The organism is Bacillus sp. FSL M8-0277 (assembly GCF_037975305.1).
Lineage (GTDB): Bacteria > Bacillota > Bacilli > Bacillales > Bacillaceae > Bacillus > Bacillus pumilus.
In genome coordinates, this window is sequence record NZ_CP150255.1 from 612,800 (window position 1) to 633,489 (window position 20,690).

The following is a 20,690-nucleotide window of genomic DNA, read 5'->3' on the forward strand; positions in this document are numbered from 1 at the left end:
AATGCAATGCAAAGTTCATCACACATAGTGATTCTTTCTAAAGTAAGAAATGGTTAAGTTAGAAAGGGCGCACGGTGGATGCCTTGGCACTAGGAGCCGATGAAGGACGGGACGAACACCGATATGCTTCGGGGAGCTGTAAGCAAGCTTTGATCCGGAGATTTCCGAATGGGGAAACCCACTGCTCGTAATGGAGTAGTATCCATACTTGAATACATAGAGTATGAGAAGGCATACCCGGGGAACTGAAACATCTAAGTACCCGGAGGAAGAGAAAGCAAATGCGATTCCCTGAGTAGCGGCGAGCGAAACGGGAACAGCCCAAACCAAGAGGCTTGCCTCTTGGGGTTGTAGGACACTCTATACGGAGTTACAAAGGAACGATATAAGCGAAGAGGTCTGGAAAGGCCCGCCAAAGAAGGTAACAGCCCTGTAACTGAAATGTTGTTCTCTCCAGAGTGGATCCTGAGTACGGCGGAACACGTGAAATTCCGTCGGAATCCGGGAGGACCATCTCCCAAGGCTAAATACTCCCTAGTGACCGATAGTGAACCAGTACCGTGAGGGAAAGGTGAAAAGCACCCCGGAAGGGGAGTGAAATAGATCCTGAAACCGTGTGCCTACAAGTAGTCAGAGCCCGTTAAAGGGTGATGGCGTGCCTTTTGTAGAATGAACCGGCGAGTTACGATCCCGTGCAAGGTTAAGCAGAAGATGCGGAGCCGCAGCGAAAGCGAGTCTGAATAGGGCGCATGAGTACGTGGTCGTAGACCCGAAACCAGGTGATCTACCCATGTCCAGGGTGAAGTTCAGGTAACACTGAATGGAGGCCCGAACCCACGCACGTTGAAAAGTGCGGGGATGAGGTGTGGGTAGGGGTGAAATGCCAATCGAACCTGGAGATAGCTGGTTCTCTCCGAAATAGCTTTAGGGCTAGCCTCAAGGTAAGAGTCTCGGAGGTAGAGCACTGATTGGACTAGGGGCCCCTACCGGGTTACCGAATTCAGTCAAACTCCGAATGCCGATGACTTATCCTTGGGAGTCAGACTGCGAGTGATAAGATCCGTAGTCGAAAGGGAAACAGCCCAGACCGCCAGCTAAGGTCCCAAAGTATACGTTAAGTGGAAAAGGATGTGGAGTTGCTTAGACAACCAGGATGTTGGCTTAGAAGCAGCCACCATTTAAAGAGTGCGTAATAGCTCACTGGTCGAGTGACTCTGCGCCGAAAATGTACCGGGGCTAAACGTATCACCGAAGCTGCGGACTGTTCTTACGAACAGTGGTAGGAGAGCGTTCTAAGTGCTGTGAAGTCAGACCGGAAGGACTGGTGGAGCGCTTAGAAGTGAGAATGCCGGTATGAGTAGCGAAAGACGGGTGAGAATCCCGTCCACCGAATGCCTAAGGTTTCCTGAGGAAGGCTCGTCCGCTCAGGGTTAGTCGGGACCTAAGCCGAGGCCGAAAGGCGTAGGCGATGGACAACAGGTTGATATTCCTGTACCACCTCCTCACCATTTGAGCAATGGGGGGACGCAGGAGGATAGGGTAAGCGCGGTATTGGATATCCGCGTCCAAGCAGTTAGGCTGGGAAATAGGCAAATCCGTTTCCCGTAAAGGCTGAGCTGTGATGGCGAGCGAAATTTAGTAGCGAAGTTCCTGATTCCACACTGCCAAGAAAAGCCTCTAGCGAGGTGAGAGGTGCCCGTACCGCAAACCGACACAGGTAGGCGAGGAGAGAATCCTAAGGTGATCGAGAGAACTCTCGTTAAGGAACTCGGCAAAATGACCCCGTAACTTCGGGAGAAGGGGTGCTTCTTAGGGTGTTAAAGCCCCGAGAAGCCGCAGTGAATAGGCCCAGGCGACTGTTTAGCAAAAACACAGGTCTCTGCGAAGCCGTAAGGCGAAGTATAGGGGCTGACGCCTGCCCGGTGCTGGAAGGTTAAGAGGAGCGCTTAGCGTAAGCGAAGGTGCGAATTGAAGCCCCAGTAAACGGCGGCCGTAACTATAACGGTCCTAAGGTAGCGAAATTCCTTGTCGGGTAAGTTCCGACCCGCACGAAAGGCGCAACGATCTGGGCACTGTCTCAACGAGAGACTCGGTGAAATTATAGTACCTGTGAAGATGCAGGTTACCCGCGACAGGACGGAAAGACCCCGTGGAGCTTTACTGCAGCCTGATATTGAATGTTGGTACAGCTTGTACAGGATAGGTAGGAGCCTTGGAAACCGGAGCGCTAGCTTCGGTGGAGGCATCGGTGGGATACTACCCTGGCTGTATTGACCTTCTAACCCGCTGCCCTTATCGGGCAGGGAGACAGTGTCAGGTGGGCAGTTTGACTGGGGCGGTCGCCTCCTAAAATGTAACGGAGGCGCCCAAAGGTTCCCTCAGAATGGTTGGAAATCATTCGCAGAGTGTAAAGGCACAAGGGAGCTTGACTGCGAGACCTACAAGTCGAGCAGGGACGAAAGTCGGGCTTAGTGATCCGGTGGTTCCGCATGGAAGGGCCATCGCTCAACGGATAAAAGCTACCCCGGGGATAACAGGCTTATCTCCCCCAAGAGTCCACATCGACGGGGAGGTTTGGCACCTCGATGTCGGCTCATCGCATCCTGGGGCTGTAGTCGGTCCCAAGGGTTGGGCTGTTCGCCCATTAAAGCGGTACGCGAGCTGGGTTCAGAACGTCGTGAGACAGTTCGGTCCCTATCCGTCGCGGGCGCAGGAAATTTGAGAGGAGCTGTCCTTAGTACGAGAGGACCGGGATGGACGCACCGCTGGTGTACCAGTTGTTCTGCCAAGGGCATCGCTGGGTAGCTATGTGCGGACGGGATAAGTGCTGAAAGCATCTAAGCATGAAGCCCCCCTCAAGATGAGATTTCCCATTCCGCAAGGAAGTAAGATCCCTGAAAGATGATCAGGTTGATAGGTCTGAGGTGGAAGCGTGGTGACACGTGGAGCTGACAGATACTAATAGATCGAGGACTTAACCTATATTCTAATGTGAAGCTTGAACATTGTTATCTAGTTTTGAGAGAACATTCTCTCCATCAGGTTTGGTGGCGATAGCGAAGAGGTCACACCCGTTCCCATACCGAACACGGAAGTTAAGCTCTTCAGCGCCGATGGTAGTTGGGGGTCTCCCCCTGTGAGAGTAGGACGCCGCCAAGCTTGTTATATTTATATCGTCGCGGGGTGGAGCAGTTCGGTAGCTCGTCGGGCTCATAACCCGAAGGTCGCAGGTTCAAATCCTGCCCCCGCAACCAAATTATTTTATATGCCAATGGGTAGTGCTCAGTGAGTGCAACCAAAATGGTCCGGTAGTTCAGTTGGTTAGAATGCCTGCCTGTCACGCAGGAGGTCGCGGGTTCGAGTCCCGTCCGGACCGCCATTTTTATGACTTGTAAACGAAAACGTATAGTTTCGTTTTTTTTTATGTCTTTTTCTTTTCATACGTATCCAATATACATTGAATGGCTTTTTGTTTGGCTACACGTTATGTAAAAAGAAAAGATAGATCACTTCAACCCAGCCTGGTTTTTTCATACCAGGCTTTCTTTATATCATTTTTAATTGAAACTGAAACTCATATTGGCTTACACTAATACTAATTATGTCTGACATCGTGTCTACTCAATCAACTGATTGCATGAAGGGGCTGCTTTTTATGGATGAATTTGATCTTATTCGCCGAATTACACCAAAAGAAACACATCAGCGTTCTTTGGTTATGGGTATCGGAGATGATGCAAGTGTTTATCAACCTCATTCACATTGTGAAGAGGTCGTTTGTGTTGATACAATGGTGGAGCATGTTCATTTTCGCTTTGATTTTTCCACACCTTTTGAGATTGGCTTTAAAGCACTAGCGGTCAATGTCAGTGATATCGCCGCAATGGGAGGGACTCCAAAGTATTATCTTGTATCAATTGCGATCCCGCCTCATGGTGATGAGACGATCGTTTCAGCTCTTTACGAGGGAATGAGAGCATTGGCTGATACTTATCATATGGATTTGATTGGTGGAGATACGGTTGCCACTCGCAGTGACTTTGTCATTACAGTGACGGTCATTGGAGAGGTACCAAAGGGGAAAGCTTGTTATCGTCACAGTGCTCAGACAGGAGACGTCGTCTTTGTCACAGGTGAGCTTGGTTCATCAGCTGCTGGCTTATCACTTTTAATGAACGAAGTAGCCCCTCCCAAGGCAGTCGACACAGCCTTTTTTCTTGAGCGTCATAAAAAGCCTCAGCCCCACATTGCTGCTGGCCTCATTTGCTCAAGCTTCCCGCGGGTCACCTTGAATGATGTGAGTGATGGATTAGCGAGTGAGCTGAATGAGATAGCTGAAGCGAGTCGTGTGACGATAGAGATAGAAGCAAACAAGCTCCCTGTACATCCAAATTTACCAGTGCTGCGTAAAGACTGGCTGGAATGGGTGTTATTTGGCGGGGAAGACTTTGTATTAACTGGTACAATTTCAGAGGCTGATTGGGATAGCTTTGAAATGCAATGTAGAAAAAAAGACATTCAAGTCAAACGCATTGGACAAGTCAAAGGTGATCAAGCAGCAAGCGTTCTATTAAAAGACAATGAACAGCAAACAATGTTAATGAAAAAAGGATATAATCATTTTAAGAAATGAGGTGACATCAACTGTGAAATTAACGTGGACGACAAAAGGTGCGGATGAGACGAAACGAATTGCCGCTGCATTGGCCAAACTTGTGATGCCAGGCGATGTTTTGACATTAGAAGGAGATTTAGGCGCAGGCAAAACGACTTTTTCAAAAGGTTTTGCAGGAGGCTTAGGGATTACCCGAATCGTCAACAGCCCTACCTTTACGATTATTAAAGAATATACCGATGGCAGACTGCCACTTTATCATATGGATGTGTACCGCATGGAAGATGCGGAAGAAGATATCGGGCTCGAAGAATATTTTGAGGGCGAAGGTGTATGCTTGGTTGAGTGGGCACATCTCATTGGACCTCAATTGCCTTCCTCCTACTTGAAAATAGAAATGCTAAGAACAGAACGTGAAGAAGAACGTCATCTTACGTTTAGTGCAAAAGGGGAACGCTATGAGACCCTTTGTAAGGAGATGAAAGAATTTGACCATACTGGCAATTGATACGTCAAACCATACACTAGGAATTGCCCTTGTCAAAGATTCCACAGTGATTGGCGAGAGCATTACGTATTTAAAAAAGAACCATTCCGTCCGAGCGATGCCGACTGTTGAGGCATTGATGAAAGAATGTGGTGTAGCCCCAAGTGAACTAAGTAAAATTGTTGTAGCAAAAGGACCTGGTTCCTACACTGGGGTCCGAATTGGTGTGACCATTGCCAAAACACTCGCATGGACGCTGTCTATCCCGATATCAGCTGTTTCGAGTTTAGAAACACTTGCGGCAAATGGTCAATACTTTGATGGATGGATCTCGCCACTATTCGATGCGAGAAGAGGACAAGTATATACTGGGCTATATACGTTTGAAGAAGGAAAAATCAAAGAGATCAAACCAGACCAAAATATCTTGCTCACGGATTGGCTTCATGAGCTGAAGCAGACAGGAAAGCCTGTCCTATTCCTTGGACAGGATGTGCATCTTCATGAAGAAAGCATTGGCTCCATTTTAGGAGAAACGGCTGTGATAGCGGAGGGAGCTTTTCATAACCCAAGACCTTCAATGCTTGCGTTTTTAGGGGCAGATCGTCCTGCTGAAGATGTCCATCAGCTTGTTCCTAACTATATTCGTTTGGCAGAAGCGGAAGTGAAATGGCTTGAAGGACAAAAATAATCTCAACATAACCGAGATTCGAAAAATGACGGTAGCGGACATTCCAGAGGTATATACGATTGAAGTGCATTCGTTTACTGCGCCTTGGAAAAAAGAATCATTTGTCTATGAGATTCTCCATAACCAGTACAGCCATTATTTCCTCATTGAAGAAGATGAGCAGCCTGTTGGCTATTGCGGGGTCTGGATCGTCATGGACGATGCACAAATTACGAACATTGCGATTCTCCCTGAGCATAGAGGAAAGGGTTACGGGGAAGCGTTGCTGCGATATGTCATGGAATTTTGTAAAGAAAAAAAGACAGATCATCTTTCTTTAGAGGTGCGGGTGTCAAATACACCTGCACAATCCCTTTATGAAAAGCTTGGTTTCAGACCAGCTTCTATTCGAAAGAATTATTATACGGATAATGGGGAAGATGCATTGGTCATGTGGGTGAATATAAATGAGTAAACAAACAGATCGATTTATATTAGGTATAGAGACAAGCTGTGATGAAACAGCTGCATCTATTGTGAAAAATGGGAAAGAAATTGTAGCGAATGTTGTCGCATCGCAAATAGAAAGCCATAAACGATTTGGCGGAGTTGTCCCAGAAATTGCTTCAAGGCATCACGTGGAGCAAGTCACCATCGTGTTAGAAGAAGTGATGGCACAGGCCAATATGAGCTTTCGGGATTTAGATGCCATTGCTGTCACAGAAGGACCGGGCTTAGTCGGTGCTCTTCTGATCGGTGTCAATGCAGCCAAGGCACTGAGCTTTGCTCATCAAATTCCTCTTGTTGGTGTACATCATATTGCGGGGCATATTTATGCAAATCAACTTGTAGATGAATTGCAGTTTCCATGTTTGGCTCTTGTTGTCTCTGGTGGACATACTGAGCTTGTACTAATGAAAGAGCACGGGTCTTTTGAGGTTATCGGAGAAACATTAGATGATGCGGCTGGAGAAGCATACGATAAAGTGGCCCGGACGATGGGTCTCCCGTATCCAGGCGGACCTCATATTGATCGGTTAGCACATGAAGGAGAGCCAACGATTAAGCTTCCACGTGCATGGCTTGAAGAAGGTTCTTATCACTTTAGCTTTAGTGGATTAAAATCAGCTGTTATTAACACACTACACAATGCATCTCAAAAGGGAGAAACAATTGCTCCAGAGAATTTGGCAGCAAGTTTTCAAGCAAGTGTCATTGAGGTGCTTGTTGGGAAAACATTAAAAGCGGCTGAGGCCTATGGCGTCAAGCAGGTTGTCCTAGCTGGTGGAGTCGCTGCCAATAAAGGACTGAGAGAAGCTTTAACGACAGCATTCACGAAGCTTCCTGACGTGAAGGTCATTATTCCACCATTATCTCTTTGTACAGACAATGCAGCCATGATCGCTGCTGCTGGAACCATTGCGTTTGAAAAAGGTATAAGAGGCGATATGGCGATGAATGGCCAGCCGGGCTTACCGCTTGTCTCATATGAATGAAAACTCCTGTGGATACACAGGTTTTTTTCATTTTTAATGAAAGCGATTTATTCACAAGTAAACATGATATATCCACAATTGTTAGAAAATTTCGTTTTAAAATGAAGTGGATGTGCACAAATACGTTCTTTTATGTGGATATGTGATTAAATCTCTGTGGATAAAGTGGATAAGTCCGATTTTTAAAAGAATAATAAAGAAGTTATTGTGGATATTAATGTGGATAAGAAATTTTCACTAAAAGAAAAAAGAGCACCCATTAGGGCACTCTTTACGATTCGGATAGCTCTTCCCACTCTGCGAAAAGGGATTCCAGCTCTTGATGAAGTGTATCGTTTTCTGTTTGAATGTTTTGGACCTTCTCGTGATCTTGAAAAATAGCAGGATCACATAGAAGCTCTTCATTTTCACCAAGCTTCGCTTCAATGACAGCAATCCGTTCTTCAATTTCCTCGATTCTGCGCTGCTTTTGTCTTTCTTTCTTTTTCAGTTCTTTTTCTTCCGCATACGAAAGCTTTGCCGTTTCAACTGGCTTGGCTGCTTGTTTTTTCAGCGCCTCATTTTCTTGAATCGCTTCAAGCTCTAATTGTTCATTTTTCTTTTCAAGGTAGTAGTCATAATCACCGAGATACTCTTTTGTTTCTGTAGGCGACAGTTCGAATACTTTCGTTGCCAGACGGTTGATAAAATAACGGTCGTGAGACACAAATAAGATGGTTCCTGGGTAATCAATCAGTGCATTTTCTAAAATTTCCTTACTATCTAAGTCTAAATGATTCGTAGGCTCATCAAGTATCAGGAAATTGGCTTTTTGGAGCATCAGCTTTGCCAGGGCAAGGCGCGCTTTTTCTCCACCGCTTAATGCATGAACGGGCTTTAAGACGTCGTCACCGGAAAAGAGGAAGTTCCCTAAACATGTCCGAATTTCTTTTTCATTCATATGAGGATAGTCATCCCAAAGCTCATTCAGCACTTTTTTAGAGGATGTCAGTTTGGCTTGTTCTTGGTCATAGTAGCCGATTGTGACATGAGATCCAAAGGTGATGTCGCCTTTTACAGGCTTTATTGTGTTCGTTAACGTTTTTAAAAGGGTTGATTTCCCGATCCCATTAGGACCAATGAGTGCCACGCTATCCTCTCGTTTGATCTGAAAAGAAAGAGAGGATAGGAGCGGTGTTTTTTCATCATAACGAATGTCGAGATCATGTACCTTCAGCACATCATTGCCGCTTTGTCTCGTAATATCAAAATGAAAGTTTGCAGATTTTTCATCACCTAATGGCTTATCTATACGATCCATCCGTTCCAGCTGCTTGCGTCTGCTCTGAGCGCGCTTTGTGGTTGAGGCTCTTGCTAGGTTGCGATCTACGAAATTCTGAAGCTTTGAGATTTCTTCTTGCTGCTTTTCGTAAAGCTTCATATCGCGCTCTAGCTGCTCAGCTTTCAGATCAAGATACTTACTATAGTTGCCTGCAAACTTTTTCATGGCAGTTCTTGAGACTTCATAAACATGGTTCACCACTTTGTCTAAGAAGTAGCGGTCATGGGACACGATCAGAATGGCGCCTGTATAATTTTGCAAATACTGCTCCAGCCATGATAAGGTATCAATATCTAAATGGTTGGTCGGCTCGTCCAGAATTAAGAGTTCTGGTTTCATTAATAAGAGCTTTCCAAGCGCTAGACGGGTTTTCTGGCCGCCGCTTAAGGATTGAACGGTTGTCCCATCTTCAAAGTGACTAAAGCCGAGCCCATGAAGAATGGAGCGGACGTCTGCTTCGTATTGATAGCCGCCTTGGTCTTTAAATTCCTGCTGTAGCCTGTCATAGGTTTTCATGAGGGAATCTAGCTCAGAACCTGTAGAGGAAGCCATTTTCTCCTCGATGGTTCTCATCTCTTGTTCCATCTTTTTCAAATGATCAAAAACCGATAATAATTCGTCTTTTAACGTACGTGTAGACGTCACATCGGTATGCTGTGCTAAATAGCCGATCGATAGGTCTTTCGGTTTGATGATCTCACCTTGCTCGTAAGACAATTGACCGGCAATGATTTTCAAAAGGGTGGATTTGCCTGCGCCGTTACGACCTACAATGGCAATCCGATCCCTTGCTTTGACTTCCAATTTTATATTCGTTAAAACGGTATCAGCACCAAACGATTTGGACAGCTGATTCACTTGTAGAATCATCATGTAACTTCACCTCTGCTATAATATGTTAAGTGTAGCTTATCAGCAGTAAACCAGCAAATGTTACATACAATCGCCATATTCAAATGAAAGACAGATAGGAAAAAATAGTGTATCATTTGAGTGAGGGAGCGTTGAAAAGATGAGTCAATTTAGCCACTTTAACGAACAGGGAAGAGCAAAGATGGTCGACATTAGTGACAAATCGTCTACCGTGAGAACCGCCGTTGCTGCTTCAAGTGTTCGTATGATAAAAGAAGTGTTTCATAAAATAGAGCAACGTGAAATTGGAAAAGGCGATGTGCTGTCTGTTGCACAGGTTGCTGGCATTATGGCAGCAAAGCAAACATTTACCATCATTCCAATGTGTCATCCGCTTGCACTAAAAGGTGTGGATATCTCCTTTGATTGGGAGGAAGACGGAAATGCGCACATTCTGAACATACAAGTACAAGTGAAAACAAAAGGAAGTACGGGTGTGGAGATGGAAGCGCTCACTTCTGCTTCAGTATGTGCACTGACTGTTTACGACATGTGCAAAGCGATTGATAAAGGCATGATCATCGGTCCTACCTATTTAATTGAAAAGACAGGCGGGAAAAACGGTGATTTTCACAGAGCATCTGATATTTAAGTTGGAGGACCTTATATGAATATAGATCAGTCAAAAATTCCACAAGCGACAGCCAAACGTTTGCCGCTATATTACCGTTTTTTAAAAAATCTGCATGCATCAGGAAAACAAAGGGTGTCATCAGCAGAGCTTAGTGATGCAGTCAAAGTGGATTCTGCTACCATTCGCCGAGATTTTTCGTACTTTGGTGCACTTGGGAAGAAGGGCTATGGCTATAATGTCGATTACCTTTTGACCTTCTTCAGAAAGACACTTGACCAAGATGAAATGACCAATGTCATGCTCATCGGTGTCGGGAATTTAGGGACTGCTTTTTTACACTATAATTTCATCAAAAACAATAATACAAAAATTTCAATGGCTTTTGACGTCAATGAGAGTAAAATAGGAAGTGAGATAGGCGGCGTGCCTGTCTATGATTTGGATAAGCTTGAAGAGCATGTTCAAGAGGTAGGAGATATTCCTGTTGCCATTTTGACAGTACCTGCTGTAGCAGCTCAACCCATTACAGATCGTTTGATTGCCCTTGGCATCAAAGGAATCCTTAATTTTACGCCGGCTCGATTGAATGTGCCGGAACACATTCGAATTCATCATATAGATTTGGCGGTTGAACTTCAGTCACTTGTGTATTTCTTAAAGCATTACTCTGTTACACAGGAGGATTGACGAAAAGGGGTAAAGGGGGTGGAGCAAATGGGTCCGATCGGTCCTGGAAGTTTGGTTCTGATTGCGATTGTTGCGCTCATTATTTTTGGGCCGAAAAAGCTTCCTGAATTAGGAAGAGCAGCAGGAGATACATTACGTGAATTCAAAAATGCCACAAAAGGTTTAGCTGATGATCAGGAAGAAAAAAAGAAAAAAGAAGATCAGTAGAATAGGATGAGCTTCATGAATGTCAAAGATATGCCGCTTATGGAGCATATTGTGGAACTGCGAAAACGTTTAGTGATCATTGCGATGTTTTTTGTCGCCTTTATGGTGGCTGGTTTTTTTCTTGCTAAGCCGGTCATTGTGTATTTACAAAATACCGATGAAGCGGCCACACTGACACTGAATGCATTTAAGCTCACAGATCCGCTGTACGTGTTTATGCAGTTCGCATTTGTCATCGCTTTGGTTTTGACGTGTCCCGTGATTTTATATCAGCTTTGGGCGTTTGTGAGCCCCGGCTTATATGAAAAAGAAAGAAAGGTGACACTTGCTTATATTCCGATTGCACTGCTTTTATTTTTGAGCGGTGTGGCTTTCTCTTATTTTATTTTGTTTCCGTTTGTCGTTGATTTTATGATGCGAATGTCGAATGATTTAAATGTAGAGCAAGTCATTGGGATTCATGAGTATTTTACATTTCTGATGCAGTTAACACTTCCATTTGGCTTTTTGTTTCAGATGCCCGTTGTGTTGATGTTTCTCACAAGACTTGGCATCATCACACCGATGTTTTTATCAAAAATACGGAAGTATGCCTATTTTGTCCTCCTTGTCATTGCCGCACTCATTACACCACCAGAGCTTGTTTCTCACCTCATGGTCACCTTGCCGATGCTCGTTTTATACGAAGTGAGTATCGTCATTTCGAGAGTGACCTATCGCAAAATGCAGCAAACAGAGGAGAAAGAAAGTTATGATGTCACATAAAAAAGCATCGTGATCCGAATAAGGGTCACGATGCTTTTTCTATTGTGAAAGGAATTGATTGATCGCTTGAAATAGATGCTGATAATAGGAAGGCTCATGCGGGACAAAATCTTGTATACAGACTACTCTGCTTTTCTCACGTCGTTCTCCGAATTCATCAACTTCAAAGCCATCAAGCTGCATGTTTTCACATTTTCTTGTGAAAAGCTGCTGTGCATCCATTAGCTTTGCTCTGTAAAGTCCAGCGACTTCTTCCTTTTGTAATTGAATGTTCATCTGCTCTTCTTGATGGACGTAAAGATAGACATGGCAACATTCACGATCAGTAAAACTGGGTAGATGGATTTCCTCCTGTATAACACCTGCAAAGGCTAGATCTTCAAAAGGGACAGTAAGACCAAGCTCTTCTTCTACCTCTCTCACACCGTCAGAAGGCTGTTCATTTGCAAGAAGATGACCTGCTGCGGTGATATCAAAAAGAGAAGGGAAATCCTTTTTTGTGGGACTTCTTAGCTGAAAATAGAGATAGATGGTGTCATGTTCCTTTTTGAGAAGCCAAAAATGAAAGGTTTCATGCCAAAGGCCTTGGGCATGGATATCTGATCGGGCAGCGACTCCAATCGTTTCATGCTGCTCATTTAAGATGTTCAGTTTTTCTTGTTCCATGAAAACTTGTCCTCCATAAAAAAACCATTTTCCAAGTGCGGAAAATGGTTTTTGACTTATTTTTGCTGCTGTTTTTTGAGTTTGACAGAGAAGGCAAACATTTTAAGCGCGATATTAATATTATAGGCTGCAAACACCATCAGCAAAATGCTGTAAAATGACCACATGTCACCTGGATTTTGAATGGCCATATAGGTGAAAGCCACACCTACGGCAAAATAAATGATGCCCCATACAACAGGGTTTCTCATGAGAAAAAGCCTCCAATAATCATTTGCATTGTTTGAGATTGTTCTTCAATCATTTTTCTTACTGGCTCAATCTGCACAAGAATAACGAGTGAGTTCATCAGCATATGAGCACCGATTGGAACAATGATTCGTTTTGTTTTCGCATATAAAAAGGCAAAGGTAAAGCCCATTGCGGTATAGAGCAAGATATGGGGAAAATCATTGTGTACAGCAGCGAAAACCACTGAACTGACAAGTGCTCCAATGAAAAAATTCGTTTTTTCATAAACCACACCAAAGATGATTTTTCGAAAAATGATTTCCTCTAATATCGGTCCAATCAGGGCGATGACGATCACAAGCCATGGAACTGCATCCATTATGGCTAAAATGTTTTGAGTATTTTCGGATTCACGGCCAATGCCAAATGCATATTGTTCAATCGCTCCTGCAATCGATTGTGCAAAGAGGGAAAGAAAGAAACCACCAATGATCCAAGCGATTGCCGCGCCGACTGAAGCCGGTGCCTCATTTCGAAGTGAAGCTTTTGGCACAGTCCGAAGAATGAGCAGAATAATGATTAATCCGACACAGAAGCTGATAATTGTCCATGTACCTGACAATTTAGAGAGCTCTGCTTGTGTCATCGGTGTCTGAATGTAACCTAACCACTTCATGATGAATACATACGGAAACGCAGAAAACTGCACCAATATATACGTTAAGATGATGTACCAATATTGTTTTTTCAAGTAACGAAAACCCCTTTACTAAAAGAACTAGATTTATTGTAACACAAGTCTTCTTTTTCGATGAAAAGGAAAGAATCTGAGATGAAAAAAGATCATGAAAGCGTAAAAATTTTTAAAGGTTTTTACTTGAAATTGCAGAAGACATTCTTTATTATAATAAATGTGTTAGCACTCACTGGTGATGAGTGCTAAAAAAAGACTACATATAAAAATTGAGGAGGTTGTTTCTTATGTTAAAGCCATTAGGCGATCGCGTAATCATTGAACTCGTTGAATCTGAGGAAAAAACCGCTAGCGGTATTGTGTTACCGGATTCTGCAAAAGAAAAACCGCAAGAAGGTAAAATTGTTGCAGCAGGTTCAGGTCGTGTACTTGAAAGTGGTGAGCGCGTTGCGTTAGAAGTAAACACAGGCGACCGCATTATCTTCTCAAAATATGCAGGCACTGAAGTGAAATATGAAGGCAAAGAATATTTAATTCTTCGTGAGAGCGACATTTTAGCTGTTATTGGTTAATCACATAAAAAACATTGAGATACATTTTTAAAAAGACTGAGGAGGTTTCGTTATTATGGCAAAAGATATTAAGTTCAGTGAAGAAGCACGTCGCGCGATGCTACGTGGTGTAGATGCACTTGCAGATGCTGTAAAAGTAACTTTAGGACCTAAAGGACGTAACGTGGTTCTTGAGAAAAAATTCGGTTCTCCACTTATCACAAATGATGGTGTAACGATCGCAAAAGAAATCGAATTAGAAGATGCATTTGAAAACATGGGTGCAAAACTTGTGGCTGAAGTTGCAAGCAAAACAAACGACGTAGCTGGTGACGGTACAACGACTGCAACAGTTCTAGCTCAAGCGATGATCCGTGAAGGTCTTAAAAACGTAACAGCTGGTGCAAACCCTGTTGGCGTTCGTAAAGGGATCGAAGAAGCAGTGAAAGTAGCACTTGAAGGCTTGCACGAGATTTCTAAACCAATCGAAGGCAAAGAATCAATTGCTCAAGTTGCGTCTATTTCTGCAGCAGATGAAGAAGTGGGAAGCCTAATCGCTGAAGCAATGGAGCGTGTAGGTAACGACGGCGTGATCACAATCGAAGAATCTAAAGGGTTCACAACTGAGCTTGAAGTGGTTGAAGGAATGCAGTTTGACCGCGGATATGCATCACCATACATGGTGACAGATTCTGATAAGATGGAAGCAGTTCTTGAAAATCCTTACATCTTAATCACTGATAAAAAAATCACAAACATTCAAGAAATCCTTCCTGTACTTGAGCAAGTTGTACAACAAGGAAAACCATTATTGCTCATTGCTGAAGATGTAGAAGGCGAAGCACTTGCAACACTTGTTGTGAACAAACTTCGTGGAACATTCAACGCAGTGGCAGTAAAAGCACCTGGATTCGGTGATCGTCGTAAAGCAATGCTTGAAGACATCTCTGTTCTAACTGGCGGAGAGTTAATCACAGAAGATCTAGGACTTGACCTGAAATCAACTGAAATCGGTCAGCTTGGCCGCGCTTCTAAAGTCGTTGTGACAAAAGAAAACACAACCATCGTAGAAGGTTCAGGAGATTCTGCTCAAATCTCAGCACGTGTGAACCAAATCCGTGCACAAGTAGAAGAAACAACTTCTGAATTCGATAAAGAAAAATTACAAGAACGTCTTGCAAAACTAGCTGGTGGCGTCGCTGTCATCAAAGTTGGTGCTGCAACTGAAACAGAACTAAAAGAGCGTAAACTACGCATCGAGGATGCACTCAACTCAACTCGTGCAGCAGTTGAAGAAGGTATCGTATCCGGTGGTGGTACAGCACTTGTGAATGTATACAAAAAAGTCGCTTCAATCGAAGCTGATGGTGACGTTCAAACAGGTGTAAACATCGTTCTACGTTCTCTTGAAGAGCCAATCCGCCAAATCGCTCACAACGCAGGTCTTGAAGGATCAGTCATCGTTGAGCGCTTGAAAAACGAAGAAATTGGCGTAGGCTTCAACGCAGCAACAAACGAATGGGTAAACATGATCGAAAAAGGAATCGTTGACCCAACAAAAGTAACTCGCTCTGCACTTCAAAACGCAGCTTCTGTTGCAGCAATGCTTCTAACAACTGAAGCAGTCGTTGCTGACAAACCAGAAGAAGGCGGCTCAGGCGGCGGAATGCCAGATATGGGCGGCATGGGCGGTATGGGTGGCATGATGTAATCATGCTCCCTGAATCCCATTAAAAGTGGGGTTTGTAGAGCTTTATTTACTCTGAAAGTAATGAAATAGTAACTTTTTTAATAAGGGTCTAAATTAGAGGTTTTCCATAAGTTCATTGAACTTTTGGGAAGCCTCTTTTTATCATTTTGTTAAATGTAAATACAAATAAGTTCAAGAGATACTTAGGTTCAGTTATTAGAATGTTTAGATAATGAAAGGAGTTGACTAAATTAGCTGGCGATTTAATTTTAATTCACTTCTCTTTCAAAATGGGGCAGAGACCAAAAGATAGTTAGTAAATTTCTAGTGAAAGTAGCCGATTATTTTGAGGTATCAACAGTTACAATGCTTAATCGTCCATTGATAAAGGTAGATAAAGAAATATTTTATAGAGAGGGTGAGTTTGGTATTCGAAGGTCCTAAAGTTATTCTTGATAATTAGCAAGCTACTAAATTTGAAGTATTTAAAACCATGTGCGATATAATTGCTAGAGAGGCAGAATTGAATGAAGAGCGGTACTCTCATAGTAAGTTCAGTTAGTTAATGGAAATGGACTCGAATTCCCTAGGTGTAAATATATAACCTATTGTTACAACAGCTACAAAGGGCTATTACATAGTATACTTATATAAAACAGATATGAGTGAAGTTTATATATGGCTTAAGCAGGGTTAGACTAATTTCAGAAACAAGTACAGAATAAAGCAGGACATGAAAAAATAAAAACGACAGGAACATTATTAGGAAAAAGTTAAACACTGTCCCATCTAATATGACTGCTACAGAATTAATTTTTTAGGTGGATGTGGAGATTTAGCATTTAAGGTCTTCAAGATAACTTTGATAGTTTACATTACTCAGTGGAACTCAAGGAATTGTTAACCTCTTATCATCGACAAATTATGTTGCTAATGGAGAAACAGAGATAATGCTAAGGAAATTGTAAGGCTAAATCAGTAAAAATCTGTATGAAGGGGCTTCTAAATAAAGGGTCTTTCCATAAAACTTAGAAGGAAATGATAGTTGGTAAGTAAGCCAATATGTAATAATATAGGTCATTTTGTGAGGGATGAACATATTGGAATTTATAAGATTCGATAATACGTTATAGGGAATTATCGGACCGGCACTAAAAGATTCGTAATGAATTCTTAATGTGAGGTGACAAGAATGTCAGTAGAGATATCTGGACCAAAAGGTTATGAATTCCAGTACCTTATAACCGCATACATGGTTATTTCTAACTTAGAAGAAAAAAAACTTAAAGTAATAGTCGAAAAAGAAGATGGGGAAGATTTCGAAATATCTTTCGAAAGAGAGAATAAAAGTTACATAATTGAAAGTCAAGTGAAAAGTACTGCTGACGACTTAAGTTTAAAGAAGTTAGTAAGTTGGTTGCATCATTTCGCTGATAACAGTAGTAATAATAACCTTATCTCCAGAATAGAGAATGATGAAAATAGATATGCCTTGTTTATAACGAAAGGAAGATGTACAGATGAAACAAAATATTTTATTTCAAAACAATTTGTCGCTCATAATGATGCCATTTTTAAAAGGGGCGAATTAAGTAACTATCTAGGACATATTTCCACGCTTTTTACTGGCTCTACAAAATTACAAAAAGAGCGAAGGGAATACAGTGAATTACAAAAAGAGAAATTTAATAGTAACCGTCCCCTTCTTACTTCTCTTTTAAGAAAAACAATTATACAAGAAAACATTGATGAGAATAATATAATTGAGGAAATTTACAAGATCTTAAAACAAAAATTTAATATCCCAATTGTGAAATGTGAGGATGTTTTATTAAAAGTTCTAGAGGCTGTTAGAAAGGCTAGAAGTCATCGTGGTGATGTAGTGCCGGAGGTCATAGAAATTATACAGACTAATAAGATTAATGTAATTTCAACTGGGGAAGTAAATATTGAAAGAGGTTTAGAGAATCCCCTCTTAGGTAAAATAAAAGAGAATAATTATCTACTGTTAACAGGAATATCATTTTGCGGTAAGACCCATATGGCAAGACAAATTGCGAAGAAGTATCAACAATATGGGTATCACTATAAAGAAGTGTCAGATGTAAATGATGCTAAAAGGTTTTTATTAGAGGAATCTTCAGAAGAAAGACTTTGTATAGTTGAGGATCCTCTAGGCCACATGAAGTTAAAAGAAGAAGCATCTGAAATTTGGAGTCAACTCGCAGATTTGATAACTAAAATTAATAGTAATAGGTTGCTTATAATTACATCGAAGATAGAAATGATAAAGGAATTTAATGGGGCAGAAAGGTTGGAAGATTGCTCTTTAGAAGGCGGAGAGTGGATTGACCTGACTGTTAGTGATAAAGAATTTCTTCTAAAGGTTTGGAAAGGGTACCTTGATTATAACGGGTTGTCAGAGGATTTATTTGAAAGGATACGAGGTATAATTAAAAATCAAGATAAAGCCCATCTTTTACAGCCTGGTCAGATAAGGTACCTATCATTACAGGGAATTGATGAACATAATTACACAGACGATGAAATTATAAGAATAGCAACGATTGATGCCCAAAAAATAGGGAATTATTTTAATAGTCTCCCAGAGAATTATAAGTTGATTATATATGTGTTAGGTCTAGGGGCTACAACTCTTGATTCAATTAACATTAGAGAATTATCCTATATTTTAGGTGATGTGGAGGAATATCCTAGTTCTGGGTGGGAAGATTCTGCTGAATTTTCAGAGATTGAATTTGATAATGACAGTATTGACTTTCCTGTTTATTCTAGTGAGCTTCCTTTAGAGGATGTATACTATAACTCTTTATATTATTTAGAAACTAAAGGGTATATAAAAAACCAAGATGAAAATTATGTGTTTAGTCACCCTACCTTTCAATATGCAGCACAGTTTACATTAAGTAGGACAAAAGAGCGGTCACAGGAAAAAAGATTACTGGAAATAATTAAAAAAGGGCTATCGTGCCTTGATGATCGTATTGCTATAAATTTTATTAATAAATTTGATTATTTGTATGAGAATTGTAGAAGGGAAATACCAAAGAGCCTTGATAAATATGCTGAAAGATGTTTAAGATCAATATTTCCAGCTGTAAGAGATGAAGCTCTAATTTTCTTACTCAAAATTTTTGAGAGTCTGAACCCTGAAACGCAAAAAAAGGTCCATAATTATTTACAAACGAATTTCTCTCCAGAAGATAATATAAAGTGGAATATGGGACAACCATGGATTTTAGAAAAGACACACTATAACTTATTTGATATGAAAGACTTTTTTATACAAAAGATGCCTGTGCCAATAGGGGAATATAATAGAATTAGGGAAAAAGTAACTGGTGAAAGTTTATATAATATAAGCGTTAGGGATATATGGAATTTTGTGAAAAGTATTGAAAATTTTACAGATAATATAAGCGAAGATGCCCATCTTCTAATTAAGGTTTTTAAATCTAATGAATCATTTATTAGAGCTAATATAGCAAGGATATTAATGGAGAATATTGGATATTATCAGGGGATTAGAGAAATTGTGCTAAATGATCCTCATCCATCAGTACTATATCAAGGTGTGAGAGGAATATTTATTGGTTGGAAAAATTTTGATGAACAGTCTAAATTGTTTCTTACCAATAAATTAGAAGAATTATTTAATGATTCATCAGTTTCGATAGTAAGTATTCACTTTATGATTGACTTTGGAGATGAATATGGTTTCGATTCGATACATCAACAAGAGTTAAGTGATTCTGAAAGAGTGGATGTTTGGAATCTTTGGGCTAAATTGTTCGCAGTTTTTTTTAGAAGTATTTCGAACTCGTTATATTTAAATGATTCACATCTGTATAATACTATTATACAAGCTTCGAAAATACTGGAGACTCCGAAATTTATACCAATAATTGATGCATGGTTAGTGTGGATAGAAAAAAAAATTGAGAACAATAAATTATTGTCTGGATCAGCTCTAGGTGTTGCTAGGCCATTGCTTGAAAATTCTAGGGATAATCATAAAGCACGCGAACACATTTCTGAAAAACTGTTAAGTTGCAAAGATACTAACTTTATTGCAATTACTCTCTCGGATTATATAAATAATTGGGATTTGTTAAGTGACACAGAAAAAGAAATTATAATAAGGTTATTTGAAAATGATAAAAGGGTCGATAAAGAGTGGTTAAAAGCAATTTCTTTGACTAGAAGATATGTTCCAACAGAAATTCAGAAAGTTATTTCTGGTGAAGATATTCTTAATAAAGATCCACAACTAATTATTTCAAATATGGATGATCAACTATTATTAAAGTGTTTAAATATATATCTAGGATATCCGCAACCATTATGGTGGATTGGGACTCACCATGAAATAGATACACCATGGTCGGATATATTAATAACATTGCTAATTGAAAATAAAACTGAACATCTAGGTTATATAATTGCTTTAAGGAACTTTATTGAGCAGTATTCGCGAAAAGAATATCCAAATAAAAATAAAGGGTATGCTACGAAAATATGGAAGGTGGTATGTGGAAATAGTAATCTTTATGATGAAATTTTTGAATTGCTCTTAATGTGGTCAAGGAAAATAGTAGGTGTTAATGTAATCGGACTTTGGGAAATCTTTTTTGAATTATGTCCGGGAAAAAAAGATGAGGAATATTTATCAATAATTGTGGAGAATGCAGTTATATTAAATGATCGGAACCATTTATATGAAATTTTCGGTGAAAATATATTTTTTAATAAAATATTTCCAAATTTGAAGAGTGACTATTTAATATACAATATATTAAATACATTTATTAGAAGTAAACAATTAGAGGAACCTATTTTAGAGAATTTAACAACTTTTATAAAAAGTATTTATGAGGCTATGACACCATTAACAAAAATAACAGATAGATTTGTGGAGTTTTTTTATAAAAAATACTCTCACCCTAATAAGGAAGAATACAATATGATAGTAAATCTTATTAACAAAAGAAGGCAAGAACTTTTGGAGGAAGCCCGGAAAGAGGAAGACAAGCTAGAGGATGACTATGAGTTAGAGGGTTGGAATTATTAATAATGAAACTTGTAGTGAGAAGTTCGCTTTAA

The 20,690-nt window shown here is 40.8% G+C and carries 16 protein-coding genes, 2 tRNA genes and 2 rRNA genes; 16 read left to right on the forward strand and 4 right to left on the reverse strand.

The annotated features are described in order from the left end of the window. Positions 1-51 precede the first annotated feature (51 nt). The 9 genes from MKZ05_RS03055 (at position 52) to tsaD (ending at position 7,268) form a co-directional block, all read left to right on the forward strand. Positions 52-2,982, forward strand: a 23S ribosomal RNA gene (locus MKZ05_RS03055). A 61-nt stretch (positions 2,983-3,043) separates the two neighbouring features. After that, positions 3,044-3,159: ribosomal RNA gene (rrf, locus tag MKZ05_RS03060) — 5S ribosomal RNA — on the forward strand. 18 nt (positions 3,160-3,177) lie between these two features. Beyond that, a tRNA-Met gene (locus tag MKZ05_RS03065) sits at positions 3,178-3,254 on the forward strand. 48 nt (positions 3,255-3,302) lie between these two features. After that, positions 3,303-3,379: transfer RNA gene (locus MKZ05_RS03070), tRNA-Asp, on the forward strand. Between the two features lie 276 nt (positions 3,380-3,655). Further along, positions 3,656-4,633: a thiamine-phosphate kinase gene (thiL, locus tag MKZ05_RS03075; RefSeq protein WP_226804704.1), complete on the forward strand. Its 978-nt coding sequence runs from the start codon at positions 3,656-3,658 to the stop codon at positions 4,631-4,633. Between the two features lie 13 nt (positions 4,634-4,646). After that, the gene (gene tsaE, locus MKZ05_RS03080; RefSeq protein ID WP_003214433.1) at positions 4,647-5,123 is read left to right on the forward strand and encodes a tRNA (adenosine(37)-N6)-threonylcarbamoyltransferase complex ATPase subunit type 1 TsaE; all 477 of its coding nucleotides are present in this window, start codon (positions 4,647-4,649) and stop codon (positions 5,121-5,123) included. Beyond that, the gene (gene tsaB, locus MKZ05_RS03085; RefSeq protein WP_327839965.1) at positions 5,104-5,793 is read left to right on the forward strand and encodes a tRNA (adenosine(37)-N6)-threonylcarbamoyltransferase complex dimerization subunit type 1 TsaB; all 690 of its coding nucleotides are present in this window, start codon (positions 5,104-5,106) and stop codon (positions 5,791-5,793) included. Before tsaE ends, tsaB begins: the two co-directional genes overlap by 20 nt. 25 nt (positions 5,794-5,818) lie before the next feature. After that, positions 5,819-6,247, forward strand: coding sequence for a ribosomal protein S18-alanine N-acetyltransferase (gene rimI, locus MKZ05_RS03090; protein WP_003214231.1), 429 nt, complete (start codon positions 5,819-5,821; stop codon positions 6,245-6,247). Further along, positions 6,240-7,268, forward strand: a complete 1,029-nt coding sequence (gene tsaD / locus MKZ05_RS03095) for a tRNA (adenosine(37)-N6)-threonylcarbamoyltransferase complex transferase subunit TsaD (protein ID WP_339161333.1) — start codon at positions 6,240-6,242, stop codon at positions 7,266-7,268. The genes rimI and tsaD overlap by 8 nt, the downstream gene beginning before the upstream one ends. A gap of 271 nt (positions 7,269-7,539) precedes the next feature. On the opposite strand, the gene MKZ05_RS03100 is transcribed toward tsaD, so the two are convergent. Continuing rightward, entirely contained in the window at positions 7,540-9,462 is a 1,923-nt protein-coding gene (locus MKZ05_RS03100) for an ABC-F family ATP-binding cassette domain-containing protein (RefSeq protein WP_339161335.1), read from the reverse strand. A 139-nt stretch (positions 9,463-9,601) separates the two neighbouring features. Between MKZ05_RS03100 and moaC the strand changes: the two genes are divergently transcribed. Genes moaC through tatC form a run of 4 tightly spaced genes read left to right on the forward strand, consistent with a single transcriptional unit; the run spans position 9,602 to position 11,734 of the window. Next, positions 9,602-10,093, forward strand: a complete 492-nt coding sequence (moaC, locus tag MKZ05_RS03105; protein WP_339161337.1) for a cyclic pyranopterin monophosphate synthase MoaC — start codon at positions 9,602-9,604, stop codon at positions 10,091-10,093. A gap of 15 nt (positions 10,094-10,108) precedes the next feature. After that, the gene (locus tag MKZ05_RS03110; RefSeq protein WP_003214118.1) at positions 10,109-10,762 is read left to right on the forward strand and encodes a redox-sensing transcriptional repressor Rex; all 654 of its coding nucleotides are present in this window, start codon (positions 10,109-10,111) and stop codon (positions 10,760-10,762) included. A 27-nt stretch (positions 10,763-10,789) separates the two neighbouring features. After that, positions 10,790-10,969: a twin-arginine translocase TatA/TatE family subunit gene (locus MKZ05_RS03115; protein ID WP_003214302.1), complete on the forward strand. Its 180-nt coding sequence runs from the start codon at positions 10,790-10,792 to the stop codon at positions 10,967-10,969. 6 nt (positions 10,970-10,975) lie between these two features. Next, positions 10,976-11,734, forward strand: a complete 759-nt coding sequence (gene tatC / locus MKZ05_RS03120; RefSeq protein WP_095117754.1) for a twin-arginine translocase subunit TatC — start codon at positions 10,976-10,978, stop codon at positions 11,732-11,734. Between the two features lie 39 nt (positions 11,735-11,773). Here tatC and MKZ05_RS03125 read toward each other — a convergent pair whose 3' ends face one another. The 3 genes from MKZ05_RS03125 to MKZ05_RS03135 are packed head-to-tail and all read right to left on the reverse strand — an operon-like array spanning position 11,774 to position 13,382. Further along, complete coding sequence (locus MKZ05_RS03125) at positions 11,774-12,400, reverse strand: NUDIX domain-containing protein (RefSeq protein WP_339161340.1); 627 nt, start codon at positions 12,398-12,400, stop codon at positions 11,774-11,776. Positions 12,401-12,456: 56 nt separating this feature from the next. Beyond that, positions 12,457-12,651, reverse strand: a complete 195-nt coding sequence (locus MKZ05_RS03130) for a YdiK family protein (protein WP_003213897.1) — start codon at positions 12,649-12,651, stop codon at positions 12,457-12,459. Further along, positions 12,648-13,382, reverse strand: a complete 735-nt coding sequence (locus tag MKZ05_RS03135; protein WP_226804708.1) for a CPBP family intramembrane glutamic endopeptidase — start codon at positions 13,380-13,382, stop codon at positions 12,648-12,650. Before MKZ05_RS03135 ends, MKZ05_RS03130 begins: the two co-directional genes overlap by 4 nt. A 230-nt stretch (positions 13,383-13,612) precedes the next feature. Here MKZ05_RS03135 and groES point away from each other — a divergent pair, with 230 nt between their 5' ends. The 3 genes from groES to MKZ05_RS03150 all read left to right on the forward strand — a co-directional run bounded on the left by groES (position 13,613) and on the right by MKZ05_RS03150 (position 20,658). Next, a complete protein-coding gene (groES, locus tag MKZ05_RS03140; protein WP_003214120.1) occupies positions 13,613-13,897 on the forward strand; it encodes a co-chaperone GroES in 285 nt (94 codons plus the stop codon). Between the two features lie 55 nt (positions 13,898-13,952). Continuing rightward, positions 13,953-15,587, forward strand: coding sequence for a chaperonin GroEL (gene groL, locus MKZ05_RS03145; protein WP_003213977.1), 1,635 nt, complete (start codon positions 13,953-13,955; stop codon positions 15,585-15,587). 1,171 nt (positions 15,588-16,758) lie between these two features. Beyond that, a complete protein-coding gene (locus tag MKZ05_RS03150) occupies positions 16,759-20,658 on the forward strand; it encodes a hypothetical protein (protein ID WP_339161342.1) in 3,900 nt (1,299 codons plus the stop codon). Positions 20,659-20,690: the final 32 nt, after the last annotated feature.